The following is an 18,906-nucleotide window of genomic DNA, read 5'->3' as shown; positions in this document are numbered from 1 at the left end:
TACCTGAGAGCCCTGGTTTTGAACAGCCTTTCAGTAATTTTTGCGGAGATCCATTCCCGTATAAAGAGAGGCAACTTCGTCAGCGTACCCATTGAATTTCAGGGTGGGGCGACGCCCCAGCTCGCCAATGCGCCGTTCACTGGATTGTGACCATCGCGGGTGAGGAACATCAGGGTTAACATTGGCATAAAAACCGTATTCATTCGGAGCGATTTCCATCCACAGGCTGGTGGGCTGATTAACCACCAGCTCAATTTTCACAATGGCTTTAATGCTTTTAAAACCGTATTTCCATGGAACAACCAGCCTGAGTGGGGCGCCATTTTGCGGAGGTAAATCTTTACCATAAAGACCGGTAGCCAGAAGGGTTAAAGGGTGCATGGCCTCATCCAGGCGTAGACCTTCAACGTAGGGCCAGGGGTAAAAGGGAGAGTTCTGTTCGGGCATCTGTGATGGGTCGTAAAGGGTGGTGAATTTGACATATTTCGCATCGGAGGTGGGTTCTACTTCCGCGAGGAGTTTGGCGAGTGGAAAACCGTTCCACGGAATCACCATAGACCACCCTTCTACACACCTCAGGCGGTAAATACGCTCTTCAATGGTGAATTTGCGGCGAAGTAGATCGAGGTCGTAGGTGCCGGGTTTATTTACCAGCCCGCCCACATAGACCTGCCAGGGAGAGGTGATCAACCCCGCGGCCAGTCCGGCCACGGCTTCTTTATCGGTCGAAAATTCATAGTAATTGTTGTACCCCGTGATTTGTTCGTAGGTATTAGGTGTATCAGGAAGAGGAGTGGCTGGAGGAGAAGAAGCCTCCTCTCCAGATAGCGAGGCGGGGGAGCAGGCTGCCAGGGCCAGTGCTCCTGCCGCCAGGATCGCCTCGCGCATCCATCGGCGGCGGGAAAGATAGATCGATTCCGGGGTTATTTCTGAAGATGGTATTCTGTTCATCATTACCTCTAAAAAGGATCACCTGTAAAAGAGGAATCTGAAAACTGATCGGGCGGTTTTCAGTACGGAACGCCGGCAATGTAGTGAAGCAAGGCACGGGTGAGCAGAGTGTCGGCTGTAGCACGGTGAGCGTTAGGCAAGACGATGCCGCACTGTTTTCCGGCTGCATCGAGAGAGTGGTAACGGTAAGACTGACGCCTTGGGTCCCATTCTCCACGGTATTCCGCGTAAAGCTTGAGCAAATCGAAGGTTCTGAAGCGTTCTTTCCATGGCAGACGATAACGCGCATGAGATTGAGCCATCATTCTCAGGTCAAATTCCGCATTATAGATTACGATGAGTCGGCCAAAGAGGATGGAGCGTACCTCTGGCCAGATAGCCGGCCAGGAACGTGCGGTTTGAACATCCACATCTTTAATCCCATGAATGCGAGTAACATCGGCGGGGATGGAGCCTGCTGGCCTGACCAGGGATTCGAATAAAACTGCTCCATCATCATCAATAATAGAAATCTCAAGAATTTCAGCCTCAGGCCCCAGGCCGGTAGTTTCGGTATCAAGGTAAACCGGTTTTTCGGCCAGAATGATGCGGGCGGTTTCGATTGCGCGTTGTTGAAGGGTTTGGGTGATTGGGGTGTTCATAACTCACCGTTTCCAGAGTTTTATTTGGTCCAGGTCTACCCGGAACCCCGCGGTTTGGTTTGCGGCGACGAAAGCGCCAAAATAACCGGAAGACCGGGTAGAATCCGTGACTTCATCGATCAGGGAGCCATTGATGTACAGGCTTATTTTATCTCCCTGTGCAAATACGCCCAGCCGGTTGATTTGATCTGACCTAGCCTGGATGGAAGAAGTGGCTTTCAACGATATCAATTCATTTTGAATATCATGGTCAAGATCACGATAGGTCAGGTTATAACGGCCATCGCAGGTAACGCCGAAGAAATACCCGGCATTCTCTTTGCTGGCGCGAAAAACCACCCCATACAGGTCAGAGCCTGCGCATGAGCGCGTACGGAATGTGGCCTCAAGGTAAAAATTCGAGGGGTTTTGGGCATAGGTCAGAGACCAGCCCAGCCAGCCGTTGGCATTTCGTCCTGTAAGTGCCAGAGTGCCATCCTCGGCTTCTACTTTGGTCTGGTCATTTTCGAAGAGGTAAAAATTTTTCGCTGTGTCGAGGGTGTCTTTCCAGGTTGGGTCTCCAAGCGTTAATGCCGGGTCAGAAGGATTGGTAGTGGGTGTGGGCACAGGTGGAAATGTTGGGGTGGCTTCAGGTGTGACAGACGGCATTGGAGAAGGCGTTTCGGTGGCAGAGGGGGCGTTTTGGGTACTGCTTTCCCGGGTTGCCAGAAGATTGGCAATTTGAGTGCTCACCAGATCGACTGTGGGGGTAGGGGTAACCATGGGCCGGGTTGGCAGGTTACAACCCGCCAGAAGAAGCGCGGTGAGGATGAGAAGAAGGTTTTTATTCCTGGGCGTGTGGATCATAGGCTGATGGTATCTTGACCTTTCTACTCCCATTATAGCGGAGATGCTAACGCATCGGTTAAAATTGTGTAAGAGATTAAACCCCGGGGTTGTTTCAATGTCAGCTTTTCGTTATCTCATCTTTTACAAGCCTTATGGAGTGGTGTCGGCGTTTACCGATTCAGAGGGCCATCCAACCCTTAAAGAGTATATTCCCGTGCCAGGTGTATACCCTGCCGGGCGGCTGGATATGGACAGTGAAGGACTGCTTTTTTTAAGCGACGATGGTGATCTTATCCATCGGCTTACTGATCCCCGTTATGAACATCCGAAGACCTATCTGGTACAGGTAGAGGGGGAGGTGACTGACGAGGCGCTTGGCCGCCTGATGACCGGGGTGATGGTTAAAGGGAAACCAACCCGGCGTTGCCGGGTGATGGTCATTCCGGAGCCGGAATTACCCGAGCGCCCGAAGGCCGTTACTCCTCATGGGCCAACGACCTGGCTGCGCCTGGTGCTAACCGAAGGGCGAAAAAGGCAGATACGCCACATGACGGCGGCGGTGGGGTACCCGACCCTGAGGCTGGTGCGGGTAGCCATCGGCGATATTCACCTTGGAGAACTCCGCCCTGGAGAATGGCGTGAGCTTGCGCCAGATGAAGTGAACGCTCTCCGCACCTCGTTAAGAATCATGGGCGGGCGAATTCCTGCAGGGTCTCGAGGTAATGCTCGGGTATCCCGATATCGAAGCGGCGTCCATCGATCACCAAACCAAGGAAGCCGTCGGTCTGGCGGAGGCGGTCGAGGGCCGAAGTGAGTTGAAACTCTCCCCGCTCGCGCAAGTTATTGCGGATATTGGTTTCCAGAATATCAAAGACTTCTGGTTTGATGATGTACTGGCCGAAAACTGTGAGATATTCTCCCTCAGGAAGACGAGGGGGGTGTAAATTGGTGCGGGCGTAATCGAGGGTGGGTTTTTCGGCGAACTCGGTGATGTTCATCACACGCTGTTCGTCCAACCAGACGCCATTGACCACCCCGAAGCTGCTGATGTCTGCCTCGGGGGTGCGTTTGAGGCCAACCACACTCAACCCATGCTGATTGTAGCAATCGATCAACTGGCGAGCACAGGAAACAGCCCCATTGGAGCGGTAAATGTGGTCGCCAAGCATGAGCAGGAAGGGTTCATCGCCGATTTGTTCACGGGTGGTGTACACCGCGTGCCCAAAACCTTCTTGATTCTCCTGAACGATAAAGGAAACCTGCTGACCAATCTGGAGTAATCGGCGGGCGTATTCTTGAAAATGCGGGGGGAGTTTATTGAAGTTCTCGATGGATATTTGGGCGTTGAAAAAATTCCGAAAATCATTGAGGTCGTCACGCTGGACGATGATATAGACTTCTTCGATACCTGCTTCCAGGGCTTCCTCTACAATCAACAGGATCGCAGGTTTGGCGATTCCATCGCGGTCGATGATGGGGAACAGTTCTTTCTTGGTGGCCTTGGTTGCCGGGAATAACCGTGTCCCAAACCCGGCTGCCGGGATGACTGCCTTGCGCACCTTGGGGCCAGCTTTAAGCGTGAGTTTTATGGCGGGTAGCCCCAGGTCTTTTTCCAGAATACGTACTACGGCTTCCTGATCAGCTTCACTCCGACATAGAAACTGTGCGGTGCCGTCTCCCTGCGAGCCAACCCCTTTACAGCCATAAATATGAGGTTGAAGTGGAGCATAATTAAGCACCCGGTGCAAGACAGGAGCCGTTAACTCTTCCGGGCACACCGGTGTGGCATACCGGTCAAAATATTCCTGGGCTTGTTGCATTAATGCTCCAAGGGTGGGGGCATCTGAACGTTGCAGGGCTTCTACCGCGCGAAATACAATTTCTTTATTGATGGGCCCAAGCAGGCGCTGGACGTTTTGTTCGGCTTCGTTTTCTGCAAAGGGGTAACAGCGGTTCAGCCGGTTGAGAATCTCCATCGTGTCTTTTTTGGAGAGCAAATCCACCAGGACGAAGTACATGTCTTTATCCACTCGGAGTTCTTTGGTCTCCAGGCGGTCACCATCAAAGGTCATCAAGACAGGACGGTTGCCATAGGCGCATCCCTGATCCATTCGCCCGCAACGGGAAGGAGTGGTGATTTCACCCATGTACGCCAGTTCCATTTCGCCACGGATGGTTAGTTTTAAATCGTAGATACGATTAAAAGCCCGGGCAGTCAGGACGCAGATAGCCGCACTCGAAGAAAGACCCTTTCGAATGGGAAGGTCTGTTTTATAGTTGTTCATGACCAGCCCGCGTACATGGTAATTCGTCAACACCTGATAGGCTACCCCGGCAACATAACTCCAGAATCCCCCCCGTTGGGCTTCTTCCAGAAGCGCCTGAGGTTCCATGGCAATTTCGTAAGGGCCTACGACTTCACCTTCAGGGGTGGTGGAAGTAAGGATGAGTTTGTTGGGGTGGGGCTCCACTTCGGCGTAGATGCCCTGGTTGGTGCCACAGATGATGGCATAACCTTTCTCAATGTCCGCATTGATCCGTCGGTAACCACCCGCCCAGTCGGAGTGTTCTCCAAGCAAGCAAACGCGCCCAGGAACGAAGATTTTCATGCCGGCTCCCGATGTTGAGGATAAAGAACATCTTTATTGTATTGGGATTGGGCGACTGCGTCAATTTGATCGGCGCACAGGTTGAGAGGATGGTGTTGTATAATTCACTCAGACGGTATGAAAACCCACATCATTCAACTGGATAGTCATGACGATGTGCTTTCGGTGCGCGATAAAATGGCCTGGAGCAAGGCACCGCGGATTTTACTCGTCTGGCCTCAACGTGGAAGCGTCCTGAAGCGGCAGGTAGATCTTTTTCTGCTTCATCGTCATGCCCGCTCGCTGGGGGCTCAACTGGGGTTGGTGACCCAGGATCAGGATGTGCGTCGGATTGCTCTGGAAGAGGGGATTCCGGTGTTTGGGTCAGTGGTGCAGGCGCAGAACCGTTCGTGGCGGCGTCCGCGCAGGCAACGCAGGCGGAACTGGTTGAATCAGCGACCGCGTGTGGTTCCCACCGATTTGCGCACCTGGAGGTCTTCTCTTCGCCCGAAGCAAATGGATTATCCCTTTCTACGGATCCTATCCTTTGTTTTGGGTATACTGGCGGTTTTTTCTCTGGTTGCCTTCTTTTTGCCTTCTGCGAAGGTTGTCCTTACCCCCCTCCAAATAGAACAAAAGTTAGATTTACCGGTCTGGGCAAGCCCTGACCTTCCATCTGTTAACCTTTCTGGCGGTTTGCCGGCTTTCCCGGTGAGTGTGGTAGTTGAGGGAGGTGAACAGAGCCCCAGCACTGGAAAGACGGCCTTACCAGATCGATCGGCGACCGGTGAGGTCGTTTTATCCAACCTTGGGGTGCAGCCTGTCGAAATTCCTCAGGGAACCGTCATTTTGGGTGGTGCTGAAGGCTCCAATAGGTATGAGACAACCCGCCAGGTGATTGTTCCCGGAGGGGTGGGGCAGACCGTCACTGTGCCCGTGAGGGCGCTTTTACCGGGTTCGCAGGGCAATCTGGATGCCGGAAGTACACTGGCGGTGGAAGGATTGCTTGGAATGGTCGTGCTGGCGAACAATCCGGAGCCGATTCAGGGAGGAGAAGACCGATGGTCTCCCTCTCCAGCTGAGCAAGATTACCAGAAGCTGGAGCAGACACTGGAAAACTCTCTTCGATCGGCTGCCATGGAAGAACTTTTGAAATCTTTGACGTCTGATCAGCTTCTGGTACCGGGGAGTCTGAAACTGAGTAAAAAAATGAGCGAAACCCGAGAACCCCAGCCCGGCCAGCCAGGCAGTGAAGCGCGCCTTAATCTGCAGGCCGAGTTTACAGCATGGTACATCCGAAAAGCAGATTTATCCTCCCTTTCTCAAACGGCGCTGAACGTCAGTTTGCCGGCCGGTTTTCACCCTTTACCAGAATCCCTGGAATTTCATTTTGCTGAGGGGAGCAAGATCGATGCTCAGGGCGCCATCCACTGGACAACTCAGGTTTATCGAAAGGCAGAGGCAGACTGGTCAGGCGGTGTTGCCGCTCAGGCACTGGTGGGCTACCCTTCTACCGAGGCAGTATCCAGGCTCATGGCAATGTTTTCACTGGCTGAGCCTCCGGAAGTGTATTTATTCCCGTCCTGGTGGCCGAGAATGCCCTGGGTGCCTTTTCGGATCGAGGTCGTAAAACGATGAGAGAAACCGGACGCATTCTGGGGGTAGACCCGGGAGACCAGCGCATCGGGCTGGCGATCAGCGACCCAACAGGTACCATTGCCGGCCCTCTGGGGATTATCCATCACGTGGCAAGAGCTCTCGATGCAGCTCAGATTGCTCAGATCGCCCGGGAGCAGGGCGCGGTGAAGATTGTGGTGGGGCAGGCACTGGATGAGGATGGTTATCCCACCCCGCAAGGACGTAAAGCGGTTCGTCTGGCAGAGGCCATTCGCGGGCAAACGGATCTTCCTGTAGAGTTATGGGATGAGAGTGGTAGTACCCGCCTTGCACGTGAATCACGGATTGCCATGGGGGTTAAACGCAGCCGCCGAGGCGGCCACATGGATGAGATTGCCGCCACGATTATTTTACAAAGCTATTTAGACGCACAGGCCGAACCATGAAAAAGAGACCCCGTTTAGGATGCCTTGAACTCGTGCTGCTGGGGGTGTTCATTCTTTCATTCCTTCTGCTGCTGATGGGGGGGTCGGGGTATTACCTGCTTCCCCGCCTTGCAGAAGATGCTTTTGGCCCGGCCAACCCTGCACTGGGAGAGGCACAGCGCATCACTGCCGTGGTGGAATTGCTCCTGCATCGAGAAGATCTCAATCGTCCTCTGGATAAAGAAGGGCAACCTCGTACTTTTATCGTCCGACCAGGAGAAACTGCCAATTCGGTAGCTATTCGCCTTGAAGAGAGCGGTTTGGTCTGGAATGGAACGGTTTTTCGAACATACCTGATGTATACCGGACTGGACACTACAATTCAGGCCGGGGAATATACGCTCAGCCCCGCCATGACACCCCGCGAAATTGCTCTGGAGTTACAGGATGCGACCCCTGAGGAGGTAGAATTTAACATCCTGCCCGGGTGGCGCGCTGAGGAAATTGCTGCCGCACTGCCCACTTCGGGGTTATCCATCCGCCCGGAGGTTTTTCTACAGGTGGTTAGAACACCCCCGGAGTCTATCCTGCCTGCGGATTGGCCCTCAGGGAAGCCGCTTGAGGGGACGCTCTTGCCGGGATCGTACCGGTTAATGCGCAATCTTACAGCAGATATGATGGTGAGGACTTTCATGCGGGCATTTGATCAAGCCGTTACGGATGATCTGCGGAACGCATTTGCAAGCCAGAATCTCAGCCTGCAGGAAGCGGTGACGCTGGCTTCGATTGTTCAACGGGAGGCGATACTTGTCGAAGAGCAGCCGTTGATTGCGTCGGTGTTTTTCAACCGTTTAAAAGATGGCATGAAACTCGATAGCGACCCCACGGTGCAGTATGCGCTTGGGTTCAATGCTTCTCAAAACACCTGGTGGACTAATCCGTTATCTGCCAGTGATCTGCAAATCAATTCCCCGTATAATACTTATTTAAATCAGGGGTTACCCCCCGGCCCCATTTGCAACCCTTCTATCGAGGCGCTGCGGGCAGTGGCTTATCCGGCACAGACCCCCTATTATTATTTTCGCGCCGCCTGTGATGGTTCGGGACGGCATACCTTTGCGCGAAGTTACGAAGAGCATTTACAGAATGCCTGTCCATGAGTTATTTTAAAAAAGGAGCAGCCATGGAAATTCTGGGGATCGATATCGGCGGAACTGGCATCAAAGGTGCGGTAGTGAATACCGATACCGGTGAAATGACTACGGAGCGTTTTCGCCTTCCTACTCCCGAAAAGGCCCGACCCGAAGAGGTAGCCGCAACCGTGAAAGAGCTGGTTGCTCATTTCAACTACCATGGGCCGGTGGGAACCGGTTTCCCGGCAGTTGTTCAGAAGGGTGTGGTGCGAACAGCGGCGAATATCCATAAAACATGGATCGGCCTGGACGCTTCCTCGTTGTTCAGCGAGGCTACAGGATGCCCTTTCTATGTGGTGAACGATGCGGATGCCGCCGGGCTGGCAGAGATGTCCTTTGGCGCCGGGCGCGGTCAGATGGGGGTGGTGATGATGATCACCATCGGCACGGGAATCGGCACGGCACTTTTCGTGGATGGGATTCTGGTGCCAAACACAGAACTGGGGCACATTGAAATTCGCGGTAAGGATGCTGAAACTCGTTCCTCGGATGCAGCGCGACAGCGAAAAAGACTCTCATGGCAGGCCTGGGCAAAGCGCCTGAACGAACACCTGGAGCGGTTAGAAAACCTCTTCTGGCCTGACCTCTTCATTCTGGGTGGGGGTGTAAGTAAGTCGGCAGATAAATTTGTGCCTTATTTTAACCTGCGTACGAGAGTGGTGATCGCTCAACTCCTCAATCAGGCGGGAATCGTAGGCGCGGCGCTTTACGCCAGGACGAAATTTAGCTGAGGGCATACCCGGGTTAGCCGATTCCGCCAGAACTGATTATTCCTCCCTCGGTCAGGCGGCGGAGGTTGCTCAGAGCGTTTTGGATTTGATCCTCTGATACGGGGATGCCGGTATCGCGATGCCGAAGTTCACCGCGATGAGCCTTTTCGAGGGCAACCTCCAGAATGGTCAGGTTGCGATTCGAGGCTTCTTTTACCAGTGCGGCTCCGGCGCTATATCCAATCAGAGGGTTCAGGGCCGTAACAAGGATGGCATTCCGTGCTAACCAGCCTTCGGCTTTTAGGCGGTTGGCCAGTAGCCCACGGACACACTTATCAGTGAATGCCCGGATTGAACCGATACTAATCTGCATTGCTTCAAAAAGATTATGGGCAATAATCGGCATCATCACGTTCAATTCGAACTGCCCGGCCTGGGCTGCCAGTGAAATGGTCAGGTCGCATCCCTGAATGTGGAACATGGCCATGTTAAGCATTTCGGCCATCACGGGATTCACCTTCCCCGGCATGATGCTCGATCCGGGTTGCACGGCTGGCAGGCGGATTTCATCCAGGCCGGTAGCGGGGCCCGAAGCCAGCAGGCGAAAATCGTTGGCAATGCGGGTCAGGGTGATGGCCAGGGTTCGCAGGGAGGCAGAAAAATCTGCTACATCGGCCATGCTTTGCATGCTTTCGAAAAGGTTATCCGATTCCTCAAGTCGGAAACCGGTGAGCAGACTCAGGCGGTTTACCATGCGTGGATGGTACTCCGGATGGGCATTAAGTCCGGTGCCTACAGCGGTACCGCCAATGCCAAGGCGACGCAGGCCTTCAGCGGCACGGCGAATACGCCCGGCATCTCTTTTGACTGCCCGTGCATAACCGGAAAACTCTTGCCCCAGCCTTATCGGTACAGCATCCTGCAGGTGGGTACGCCCCGATTTGATCACATCATCAAAGGCTGTAGCTTTGTCATTGAGGGCAGAGGCAAGGTCCTCTACGGCATTGAGGAGTTCATCCAGCCGCCAGAGCGCTCCCAGGCGAATAGCAGTTGGGATGACATCATTGGTGGATTGAGACATATTTACATGATCATTGGGATGCACAGGCGCCCCTCCCAGGAGACGCGAGGCCAGAGTGGCAATCACCTCATTGACATTCATGTTGTGGCTGGTGCCTGCGCCAGCCTGGAATGGGTCGACAACGAACTGATCATCCCACTGCCCTTCCATGACTTCATCTGCGGCGCGGGCAATTGCCTGGGCCAATGGTCTGTCCAGTAAACCGAGCTCGCTATTGACTTCAGCCGCGGCCCGTTTAATTACTGCCACAGACCAGATCCACGCTCTCCAGGGACGTATACCAGAGATCGGGAAATTCTCAACGGCTCGCTGGGTTTGCGCTCCCCACAGGGCATTTTGGGGAACCCGGACTTCACCTAGGGAGTCGCGTTCAACGCGAAAGGGAGCTGTTTCTGAATTCATTGAACCTCCAGGAATAATTAAGGGCTATCCGTCTGTGTACCTAACGGATAGCCCTCAGGAATGTCCTCAGGGAAAAGAAAAGTTCTCCGGGGAGGCCAGGCCCGCCTGTTGATCCTCTATAAGGCTCAGCTCAAGAAGCAGCGGAATACCCGGGCCCTTCTTTGAAGAATTTTTTATTGATCTCAATGGCCGGGGTAAGATCAACGACCTCACCAGCCTTAAGCGTTTTTGTGGCTTCCAGGTGAACCGGTTCACCTTCATGGTTGACTCCATCGTAAACCTCGGTGAAACCAGGGGTGCCAACCGGCATGGAAAGCCGCTGCCCTTCTTTAGCTTTGAAGGCAGAGGGAACCTCATCCTCCGGGAAAATGGCTTCCCAGGGACATTCGGGGACACAGGCGCCGCAATCGATGCAGGTATCCGGGTCGATGTAGAACCACGGCCACTCACTTTCGGGTTTACCCGGAACAATACATTCGACAGGGCAGACGGTGACACATCCACCGTCGCGCAGGCAGAGGCTGGTGATTACGTGCGTCATGGATTCCTCCTTCGAAAAATGAACCTGAACCTTGGATCACTCACGATTTTTGTTCAAAACGCCGCTGAGCTGCTTCCCAATCTACCAGATTCCACCAGTTCGACAGGTATTCAGCGCGGCGATTTTGATACTTCAGGTAATAGGCGTGTTCCCAAACATCCACTCCGATGATGGGGTGCAGGCCTTCGGCAAGGGGGGTGTCTTGATTGGGGGTAGAATGAATAACCAGTCCCCCGGAAACATTGCGGCTCAGCCAGGCCCAGCCACTGCCAAAACGCCCCAGCCCGGCTTTCTCGAACTGTTCTTTGAACGCTGAAAAACTCCCGAACGTTGTCTGAATGGCTGAGGCCAGACTTCCGATTGGTTCTCCGCCCTTCCCGGGGCCCATAATGGCCCAGTAGAGGTTGTGATTGTAATAACCACCCCCATTGTTGCGTACGGTGGTGCGGATATCTTCGGGAATATTATCCAGGTCTTTCAGGATCATTTCGATCGGCAAGTCAAAGAACTGCGGATGCTTTTCAAGAGCGGCGTTCAGATTGTTCAAATACGTGGCGTGATGTTTACTGTAGTGAATCTCAACGGTGCGGGCATCGATATAAGGTTCGAGGGCATCGTAGGCATAAGGTAGGGGAAGCATTGAGAAGGACATTGGGTTACTCCTTTATTATAATAGAGTCTCTGTGGAATAACATCTCTGATATTCCAACGGTTTATGAGAAAGACCGGGGCCTGCTGTTGCGCAGGTTCCAGAAAGTTACGATCTAATTCTATCTATTAGGGTGATATTTGTCAAATTCCAGGAGAAGATATTTCATGGCGCCAGAATCCCGACCTCCTGTCTCTCCCTTTTTGGTGTTATTTTTCGGAATCTTTGCGGTTTCTACCTCGGCTGTTTTTGTAAGGCTGGCGCAAATGGAGGCAGCACCGCTGGTAGTGGCGGCGTATCGCCTGGTGTTTGCCAGCCTGATTCTCCTTCCATTTACCTGGCAGAAAAGGGCCGAAATTCGCCAATTGAAGAAAGACCAGATCACCTGGCTGCTTCTTTCAGGAGCGTTTCTGGCGGTGCATTTTGCAGTGTGGATCACCTCTCTGGCGTATACCAGTGTGGCGAGTTCGGTGGTGCTGGTAACCACAACTCCTCTGTGGGTGGGTCTGCTCTCTCCAATTTTCCTCAAAGAGCGGTTAAGTCCACGAATTTGGGGCGGGTTGCTGGTGGCGCTTTTGGGAGGGGTTCTGGTGAGCCTGGCCGAGGTCTGCTCGTGGACAGTTAACGGGCTGGCCTGTAGTGGCCTGGAAGGATTCTTTCAGGGGAGATCCTTTTTGGGGAATGTCCTGGCACTGGCGGGAGCCTGGCTTGCCGCAGGGTATATGCTTGTGGGTCGGAAGGTCCGGGCCACGCTGTCTCTGGTGAGTTATATTAGCATGGTTTATGGTTTTGCGGCCGTGCTTCTGGTGGGGATGGCATTGCTCTCCGGGGAAGCCCTTGGCGGGTTTCACGGGTTGACGTATGTGTGGTTGCTCTGTCTGGCGGCCATTCCCCAGCTTCTCGGACACACATCCTATAACTTTGCCCTGGGATATTTGCCTGCGGTGTTCGTGTCTATTGCGGTTCTGGCAGAGCCGATTGGAGCAACGTTACTGGCCATTCCCGTACTCGGGGAATGGCCAGGTTTTTTGGAAGTGGTTGGCGGTGGGATTATTTTGATGGGTATTTCTCTGGCTACCTGGAATGGTCAAAAGGGGAAGGGCCGATCCGAATAATCAGGTCCATTTTTTAACGATTTTCGGCGGCTTCATCGATTCTGGCAGGCGGCCATACAGAAAATTCGTTTCTTTGATACGGGCTTTGAGAGCGTCATCGAGGGCGTGTGCTTCGAAGCGCCATGCCCAGTTTCCTCCAGCCCGTCCGGGGTAGTTCATGCGGGCTTCGCTTCCCAGTTTCAAGAAATCCTGCAGAGGCGCCAGGGCAAAAACGGCTACCGAACTCCACACGGCACGGATCAAATCCCAGGAAATATCCTCACCGGAGCGTGCCAGATAACGGCGAGCCAGGTCTCTCTCTTTCTCAGGAGCCGAGAGGTACCATCCCAGCGAGGTGTCATTATCGTGGGTGCCGGTGTATGCCACGCAGTTGCGAACATAATTGTGTGGGAGGAAGAGATCGTCCGGGTCAGCGGCAAAGGCAAATTGGAGAATTTTCATGCCGGGCAGGTCAAATTGATCGCGCAGGGCGATGACATCCGGGGTGATTTCACCTAAATCCTCGGCAATAATGGGCAGGTTTCCCAGTGCGTTCCGCAGAGCCTCAAAGAAGGCCGCACCGGGGCCAGGTGACCACTTGCCATGTTCCGCAGTGGGATGGCCGTAAGGGACTTCCCAGTAGGCAGCAAACCCACGAAAGTGGTCCAGACGAATGATGTCTACTGTGCGAAGAGTGGCTCTGATCCGTTCAATCCACCATGCAAAACCAGACTGTTGATGGTCATCCCATCGGTAGAGTGGGTTTCCCCAGAGTTGCCCGGTCTCTGAAAAGTAATCCGGGGGAACCCCGGCGACTACCGTGGGACGGCTTTCATCATCGAGATAGAATAATTCGGGGTGCGACCATGCGTCGGCACTGTCATAGGCCACAAAGATGGGCACGTCCCCGATGATTTGAATTCCACGGGAGTGGGCATATTGGCGTAATGCCTGCCACTGGCGGAAGAAAAGAAATTGGCGGAAGATGTGGTTCTGAATGGTGTCAGCGAACTCGGCGGCAAAGGTCTGCAGGGCGCCTGGTTCTCTCCGACGTAACGGCCTGGGCCAGTTTTCCCAGGAAACACCCCCCTGTGATTCTTTAATCGCCATGAAGGTTGCAAAATCGGGCAACCATGTAGCGTTTTCACTCTGGAATTGTTCAAAGGCTTCACGACGTCTGGATGAACTGGAACGTTTGAAGCGGCGATAGGCTCGATCGAGGAGGGTGAGTTTCCACTGGATCACTGGCCCATAATCTACCCGGTCTGCAGGGAAGGTGGGGCGATCTTCAAGGTCTGCGGCGGTCAGCAAACCATCCTCCAGGAGCAAAGCCGGGCTGATCAGATAGGGATTTCCGGCAAAAGCAGAAAAGCACTGATAGGGAGAATCGCCATAGCCGGTTGGGCCTAACGGGAGGATCTGCCATAATGAACAACCAGATTCCGCCAGAAAGTTGACCCAGCGATATGCCTCCGGGCCAAGATCGCCGATGCCATCCGGGCCGGGAAGGCTGGTGGGGTGGAGGAGGATACCAGCAGAGCGCGCGAAGTTCATTCAATATCTCCCTGATTTTGGGTTGAATCGGTTAATGCGAAGTAGAGATCAAGATAAGCCTGAGCGGAACGAGACCATGAAAAATCCTGGCTCATGGCAAAACGCTGACGAGCAACCCAGGAGGGGCGGTTGGCATACGCTGCAAAGGCGCGGCGCAGTGTTGCCGCCAGCGCCGAAGCAGAAGCAGTTTCGAAGAGGAAACCACTGCTACGGGAGGGTTCACCCAGGTCGATGATGGTATCACGCAGGCCGCCTGTAGCATGAGCAACCGGCAAACAGCCGTAACGCATGGCGATCATCTGAGTGAGGCCGCAGGGCTCGTAGCGGGATGGCATTAATAACACATCACCCCCGGCAAACATTCGGCGAGAAAGCTGGCTATCGAAGCGCAAAACGGCGCGAACCCGGCTGGGTAAGTCCAATTCTAACCTGCGGGCTGATTCCTCAAGGAGAGGATCTCCACTCCCAAGGAAGATAGCCTGCCAGGGTTCGCTCTGAACCTGGCGTAAAGCATCGGACACCAGATCGATGCCTTTCTGGCGATCAAAACGGCTTACGAGGATGAGCAAAGGGGCATCGCTCCACGGGTCAAGCCCGACCTCTTCCAGAAGAGCTTTCCGATTTTCCTCCCGTGGGGCAAGATCGTCCCGGTTAAAAGGCGCTTTAATCAAGTGATCCGTGGCCGGGTCCCATTCTTTCATATCCAGCCCGTTAAGAATACCCGTAAGCGAGCTGGCCCGGGATTGGAGGAAAGTTTCTAATCCACAGCCAAATTCAGGGGTGAGAATTTCACGGCTGTAGGTTGGAGATACTGTGGTGATGTGGTCGGCCGCGGCCAGTCCCATGGGAAGAGGTTGATAGCTTCCCCAGGGGGGTAGGCGTGGGTCAAGCCTGGGCTTGATGCCGTACGCGCGCATGGCCTGGTCTGTGCCAGCCCCCATGTACGGTAAGTTATGCACGGTCAACACTCCACGGGTAGAACGAAAGAAGGGATCGTGTTCCCGAAGTTCTGCCAGCTGGTGAATGGCTAATGCGGCGTGCCAGTCATGAGCGTGAAGAATGTCGGGTTTCCATTGGAGGGCACGGCATAATTCTAGGCATGCCAGGGAGAAGAAAGTAAATTTCTCTCCGTCTTTTTGAGTATCGAGGCTGTAAACACCGCCTTCTCTGGGGATTGGGTCACCGTCGATGAAGTAAACAGGAATGCCGCGCAAATCAGCGCGGTAGGCATGGGCTTGCTTCGGCCCTGCCGGAGTGGAAATGGAGAAAGTCACTTCGGGCTGGGAAGGTGCAACCTGACGGGGAATGACCGCATGGAAGGGGATGGCCACGCGAATATCGAGTTGCGTTCCCTTAAGAGATGGAGACAGGTCGAGAAGAGCCGGGGGGAGAGAACCCACAACATCTCCCAGCCCTCCCACTTTCACGAAGGGAGCGGCTTCTGCGGCGGCAAAGAGTATGCGTAGAACGTTGTGCTTCATCGCTTTTCTGATTGTACCATGTCGATGTAGTCACTGATGATGGTCTGATCGGTTGGTGCGCCAAGGTAAGCGAGCAGTTCCTGGGTCAGATCAGCCTTTTGACGAGCATCCTTGCGGCTCCAGGTACGGGCTTTTATTTCAAGGAAATGACCGAGAGGAGGCATGGTAAGAGTATCGAGGTTGACGAAGAACTCGGTTTCCTTGAAACTGATCAGGAAACGTAAACGGTCTTTTTGAATTTCCACTTCACGCTGGGGTTTGAAATACTCGCGGTAGAAACGCAGGGAGTGAGATGCGGGTGCATAGTATCGACTGCGAGAGAGAAGTACCTGGGGAAGGTGGTGTTCATGTGCTCCGATGAGTGTTAACCTGGAGCGCACGTTGTAGACTTCACCCTTCTCGTTAACAAAATCATCCTCACGGTAACGGAGGATACCTTCTTCCTCTTGAGGGAAGAAGAAGTAGGTGTCATATTCATGGTAGTGTCGTTTGCGAAGAATATGCACCAGCGGTTTTTGCAGGGATTCCAGAATCGGCTCGATCCGTTCAAGGGGAACTTTTACCTGAATCTCGAAGCTTTCTTCCTCCATGGCCCCGCCAATGGCAACCAGTTTTGAAAGGATGGATTGTTCCCGCTGAATGAGGAAGGTGTCAATCCGGCGAGCGTATTCTTGCCCGGCCTGGATCAGTTCCGTTTCGTTCAGAGTAAGCAAGGTGCGGTCGCGCATTAACCAGCGGCCGTTAACCATCACATCGGTAACATCGGTTGATTTAGCGGCGTACACAAGCTGGGAATAGACACTGTTTTCATCGCGCAGAAAGCGAGGGGCATTATGTAACGGGAAAATGTTCACCACGATCAGGTCGGCACGTTTTCCGGGCTCAAGAGAGCCGGTCAGGTGCCCAATGTGCATGGCTTGAGCGCCAAGCCGGGAGGCCATGAGCAGGGCCTGGGGCGCCGGTACGGTAGTGGGATCGCTGGTAGAGCCCTTGGCCAGGAACGCTGCCAGACGAATTTCTTCGAACATATCCAAATCATTGTTGGAGGCGGGACCGTCTGTGCCAATGCCAACATTCAGTCCCACCGCAAGCATCCGGCTCACCGGGGCGATTCCCGAAGCCAGCTTCAAATTTGAGGAGGGGTTATGAGCGACACCTGCTCCAGCGTGGAGCATGGTTCGTAATTCCCCTTCGTCCACATGGACACAGTGGGCGGCCAGCACTTTTGCCTCAAAGAGTCCCTGTTTTTTCACGTAAGGGATGACGGGCATGCCCTGTTCGCGGCGCATATTATCCACTTCCTGGGCGGTTTCGGCCAGGTGTGTGTGGAGCGGCACATCAAACTCAGCTGCCAGAGCGGCTGTTGATCGTAAAATTTCATCGGTACAGGTGTATGGGGCGTGGGGAGCAACGGAAGGAATAATAAGGGGATGGTCTTTCCAGCGAGTAATGAAATCCCGCGCCATCGCCAGGGATTCTTCGAAGTACTGGGCATCAGGGGTGGGAAATTTAAGCACGGTTTGAGCGCACAATGCTCGCATGCCTGCTTCGGCCGTTGCCCTGGCAATGTCTTCTTCAAAGTAATACATATCTGCAAAGGTTGTGACACCGCTCCGAATCATTTCGGCACAGGCGATTTGCGTCCCAAGGCGCACGAAGTCAGGTGAGACAAATTCCCTTTCCACCGGCATCATATACCCCAGAAGCCAGACATCCAATCGCAGGTCATCAGCCAACCCGCGAAGGAGAGTCATGGGGACGTGGGTGTGGGCGTTGATCAAACCCGGCATCACCACCTTTCCGCCGCAGTCGATGAGGACGGGGGCGTTAAATTCGCGGATGATGTCATCTGCCGGGCCAACGGCGAGAATACTTTCACCCTGCACTGCTACAGCTCCCTGAGGGAACTGCTTCATCTGTTCATCCATGGTCAGCACGTGGGCATTGGTCAGAATCAGGTCAGCCTGTTTCACTTTAGTTTTCCTCCAGGGGGGTGGGCAGGTTGCGCCGGAGAAAATCCAGCGCAGAATGAATCGCCCAGCTCGCGGCGAGCTGGGGAGGGCCGCCATAAGAACGCTGATTTTCCAGCATTCCCGAAGGGGAGAGCACCAGAAGGGTCAGGGATTGTTTATCCTCCTCTGGAATCAGGCAGACACCAAGAACTACCTCGGCTTTAAGGCGATGGGAAAGATCACGAAGTATCGTTTCGAGATCCTTTGGCATGTATGGAGATTCTGCCACGGCAATCCATTCCGGTGGCATGCCGTGACTTTGCAGGCGTTCGCGTAATGCTCCATTCAGCCCGCTTTCAAAAACGGCCAGTTTCCAGCCCTGACGGGCGAGTTTTTGGAAGACCACGTCCTCAAGGGTTTCGTTATCGGTTCCGTAGATGGAATCTCCGCATCGCTGGCGGATGGTGGCCTCAAGCTCAGCGATCATTTGATCGGCTTCTTCCTGTGAATTGGCTTTGGCGGTGATACGGATATCGCATTGACCTGGATGAGCGAGCAGCCCCACAGTTGGATTGGAGAGAGTCTCCAGATCTCCAATCCATTCGTCAATTTGCGATTCTCCAACCCCCGCGGTGTGTAAAACCCGGGCTTTTATCACCCCTGTGAGATGGTAACGTTGTTTTAAATAGGGTACTACTGCGTTCTGATAAAGGTATTCCATCTCCCGTGGTACGCCGGGCAGGCTGATAACACAGGCATCGCCACGTTCTCCGATAAAAGCCGGGGCTGTACCGACCGGGTTGGGAATGGGAATGGATCCGGCGGGGATCCATGCCTGTCGCATATTGTTGGTTGAGGGCTGACGGCCATAACGGGTTAAGATGCGGTTGGAGATTTGCTCCCAGAGATCGTTCCGAAATTCCAGTGGCACCCCCAGTGCCCGGGCTACGGCCTGTCGGGTAGGATCATCCACTGTCGGCCCCAGTCCACCGGTCGTAATGATGATCTGACAGCGGCCCAGGGCTTCTTCTATTACCCGGGCAATTCGTTCTTCGTTATCTCCGATGGTTGTTGTGCGGTAAAGATCAATGCCCAGGTCACGCAATGCCCGTGCAAGGTAGCGGGTATTGGTGTCTTGGATTTCGCCTAAAAGAAGTTCGGTTCCAATGGTGATAATTTCAGCTGTGGGCATGCAGGGG

Annotated in this window: 16 protein-coding genes and 1 pseudogene; 6 read left to right on the top strand and 11 right to left on the bottom strand. The window is 53.9% G+C overall.

The features are described 5' to 3' along the window. Nucleotides 1-30 precede the first annotated feature (30 nt). The 3 genes from msrP to ATHL_RS18865 are packed head-to-tail and all read right to left on the bottom strand — an operon-like array spanning nucleotide 31 to nucleotide 2,438. A complete protein-coding gene (gene msrP, locus ATHL_RS09330) occupies nucleotides 31-951 on the bottom strand; it encodes a protein-methionine-sulfoxide reductase catalytic subunit MsrP (protein WP_062192633.1) in 921 nt (306 codons plus the stop codon). A 59-nt stretch (nucleotides 952-1,010) separates the two neighbouring features. After that, nucleotides 1,011-1,592 (bottom strand): 3'-5' exonuclease, encoded by a 582-nt coding sequence (locus tag ATHL_RS09325; protein ID WP_062192630.1) that lies wholly within the window; start codon nucleotides 1,590-1,592, stop codon nucleotides 1,011-1,013. A 3-nt stretch (nucleotides 1,593-1,595) separates the two neighbouring features. Further along, nucleotides 1,596-2,438, bottom strand: coding sequence for a 3-keto-alpha-glucoside-1,2-lyase-like domain-containing protein (locus ATHL_RS18865; protein ID WP_062192627.1), 843 nt, complete (start codon nucleotides 2,436-2,438; stop codon nucleotides 1,596-1,598). Nucleotides 2,439-2,535: 97 nt separating this feature from the next. On the opposite strand from ATHL_RS18865, the gene ATHL_RS19310 reads away from it, so the two are divergent. Continuing rightward, nucleotides 2,536-3,234: a pseudouridine synthase gene (locus ATHL_RS19310; protein ID WP_084001312.1), complete on the top strand. Its 699-nt coding sequence runs from the start codon at nucleotides 2,536-2,538 to the stop codon at nucleotides 3,232-3,234. Here the strand turns inward: ATHL_RS19310 and ATHL_RS18860 are convergent. Next, a pseudogene (locus tag ATHL_RS18860) lies at nucleotides 3,188-4,813 on the bottom strand (sugar phosphate nucleotidyltransferase); the annotation flags it as partial. The gene ATHL_RS19310 and the pseudogene ATHL_RS18860 sit on opposite strands and share 47 nt — an antisense overlap. Nucleotides 4,814-5,146: 333 nt before the next feature. Between ATHL_RS18860 and ATHL_RS09300 the strand changes: the two are divergent. The 4 genes from ATHL_RS09300 to ppgK are packed head-to-tail and all read left to right on the top strand — an operon-like array spanning nucleotide 5,147 to nucleotide 8,974. Further along, nucleotides 5,147-6,646 (top strand): baseplate J/gp47 family protein, encoded by a 1,500-nt coding sequence (locus tag ATHL_RS09300; RefSeq protein WP_062192623.1) that lies wholly within the window; start codon nucleotides 5,147-5,149, stop codon nucleotides 6,644-6,646. Continuing rightward, nucleotides 6,643-7,071 carry a Holliday junction resolvase RuvX gene (gene ruvX / locus ATHL_RS09295; protein WP_062192620.1) on the top strand — a complete coding sequence of 143 codons (429 nt, stop codon included), beginning with the start codon at nucleotides 6,643-6,645 and terminating at the stop codon, nucleotides 7,069-7,071. Before ATHL_RS09300 ends, ruvX begins: the two co-directional genes overlap by 4 nt. Continuing rightward, on the top strand, nucleotides 7,068-8,210 hold the full coding sequence (mltG, locus tag ATHL_RS09290; RefSeq protein ID WP_084001311.1) for an endolytic transglycosylase MltG: 1,143 nt from the start codon (nucleotides 7,068-7,070) through the stop codon (nucleotides 8,208-8,210). The genes ruvX and mltG overlap by 4 nt, the downstream gene beginning before the upstream one ends. Next, nucleotides 8,207-8,974, top strand: a complete 768-nt coding sequence (ppgK, locus tag ATHL_RS09285) for a polyphosphate--glucose phosphotransferase (RefSeq protein ID WP_236822360.1) — start codon at nucleotides 8,207-8,209, stop codon at nucleotides 8,972-8,974. The genes mltG and ppgK overlap by 4 nt, the downstream gene beginning before the upstream one ends. A 13-nt stretch (nucleotides 8,975-8,987) precedes the next feature. Here ppgK and ATHL_RS09280 read toward each other — a convergent pair whose 3' ends face one another. From ATHL_RS09280 to ATHL_RS09270, 3 genes are all read right to left on the bottom strand, one after another. After that, the gene (locus ATHL_RS09280; RefSeq protein WP_062192616.1) at nucleotides 8,988-10,436 is read right to left on the bottom strand and encodes an aspartate ammonia-lyase; all 1,449 of its coding nucleotides are present in this window, start codon (nucleotides 10,434-10,436) and stop codon (nucleotides 8,988-8,990) included. A 130-nt stretch (nucleotides 10,437-10,566) separates the two neighbouring features. Then, nucleotides 10,567-10,977 carry a 4Fe-4S dicluster domain-containing protein gene (locus ATHL_RS09275; protein ID WP_084001310.1) on the bottom strand — a complete coding sequence of 137 codons (411 nt, stop codon included), beginning with the start codon at nucleotides 10,975-10,977 and terminating at the stop codon, nucleotides 10,567-10,569. 40 nt (nucleotides 10,978-11,017) lie between these two features. After that, nucleotides 11,018-11,629 (bottom strand): superoxide dismutase, encoded by a 612-nt coding sequence (locus tag ATHL_RS09270; RefSeq protein WP_062192614.1) that lies wholly within the window; start codon nucleotides 11,627-11,629, stop codon nucleotides 11,018-11,020. 164 nt (nucleotides 11,630-11,793) lie between these two features. Between ATHL_RS09270 and ATHL_RS09265 the strand changes: the two genes are divergently transcribed. Further along, entirely contained in the window at nucleotides 11,794-12,741 is a 948-nt protein-coding gene (locus ATHL_RS09265; RefSeq protein WP_062192611.1) for a DMT family transporter, read from the top strand. Here the strand turns inward: ATHL_RS09265 and malQ are convergent, their stop codons facing one another. From malQ to ATHL_RS09245, 4 genes are read right to left on the bottom strand one after another with little or no spacing between them, the layout of a single operon-like run. Next, nucleotides 12,742-14,274 (bottom strand): 4-alpha-glucanotransferase, encoded by a 1,533-nt coding sequence (gene malQ / locus ATHL_RS09260; protein WP_062192608.1) that lies wholly within the window; start codon nucleotides 14,272-14,274, stop codon nucleotides 12,742-12,744. Then, nucleotides 14,271-15,755 carry a glycogen synthase gene (locus ATHL_RS09255; protein ID WP_062192606.1) on the bottom strand — a complete coding sequence of 495 codons (1,485 nt, stop codon included), beginning with the start codon at nucleotides 15,753-15,755 and terminating at the stop codon, nucleotides 14,271-14,273. Before ATHL_RS09255 ends, malQ begins: the two co-directional genes overlap by 4 nt. Then, nucleotides 15,752-17,728, bottom strand: a complete 1,977-nt coding sequence (locus ATHL_RS09250) for an amidohydrolase family protein (RefSeq protein ID WP_062192603.1) — start codon at nucleotides 17,726-17,728, stop codon at nucleotides 15,752-15,754. The genes ATHL_RS09255 and ATHL_RS09250 overlap by 4 nt, the downstream gene beginning before the upstream one ends. Nucleotide 17,729: 1 nt before the next feature. Continuing rightward, the gene (locus ATHL_RS09245; RefSeq protein WP_062192600.1) at nucleotides 17,730-18,899 is read right to left on the bottom strand and encodes a CinA family nicotinamide mononucleotide deamidase-related protein; all 1,170 of its coding nucleotides are present in this window, start codon (nucleotides 18,897-18,899) and stop codon (nucleotides 17,730-17,732) included. Between the last annotated feature and the right edge of the window lie 7 nt (nucleotides 18,900-18,906).

The organism is Anaerolinea thermolimosa (assembly GCF_001050195.2).
In the GTDB taxonomy this organism is placed as follows: Bacteria; Chloroflexota; Anaerolineae; order Anaerolineales; family Anaerolineaceae; genus Anaerolinea; species Anaerolinea thermolimosa.
This window is presented reverse-complemented; position numbering and strand designations above follow the sequence as displayed.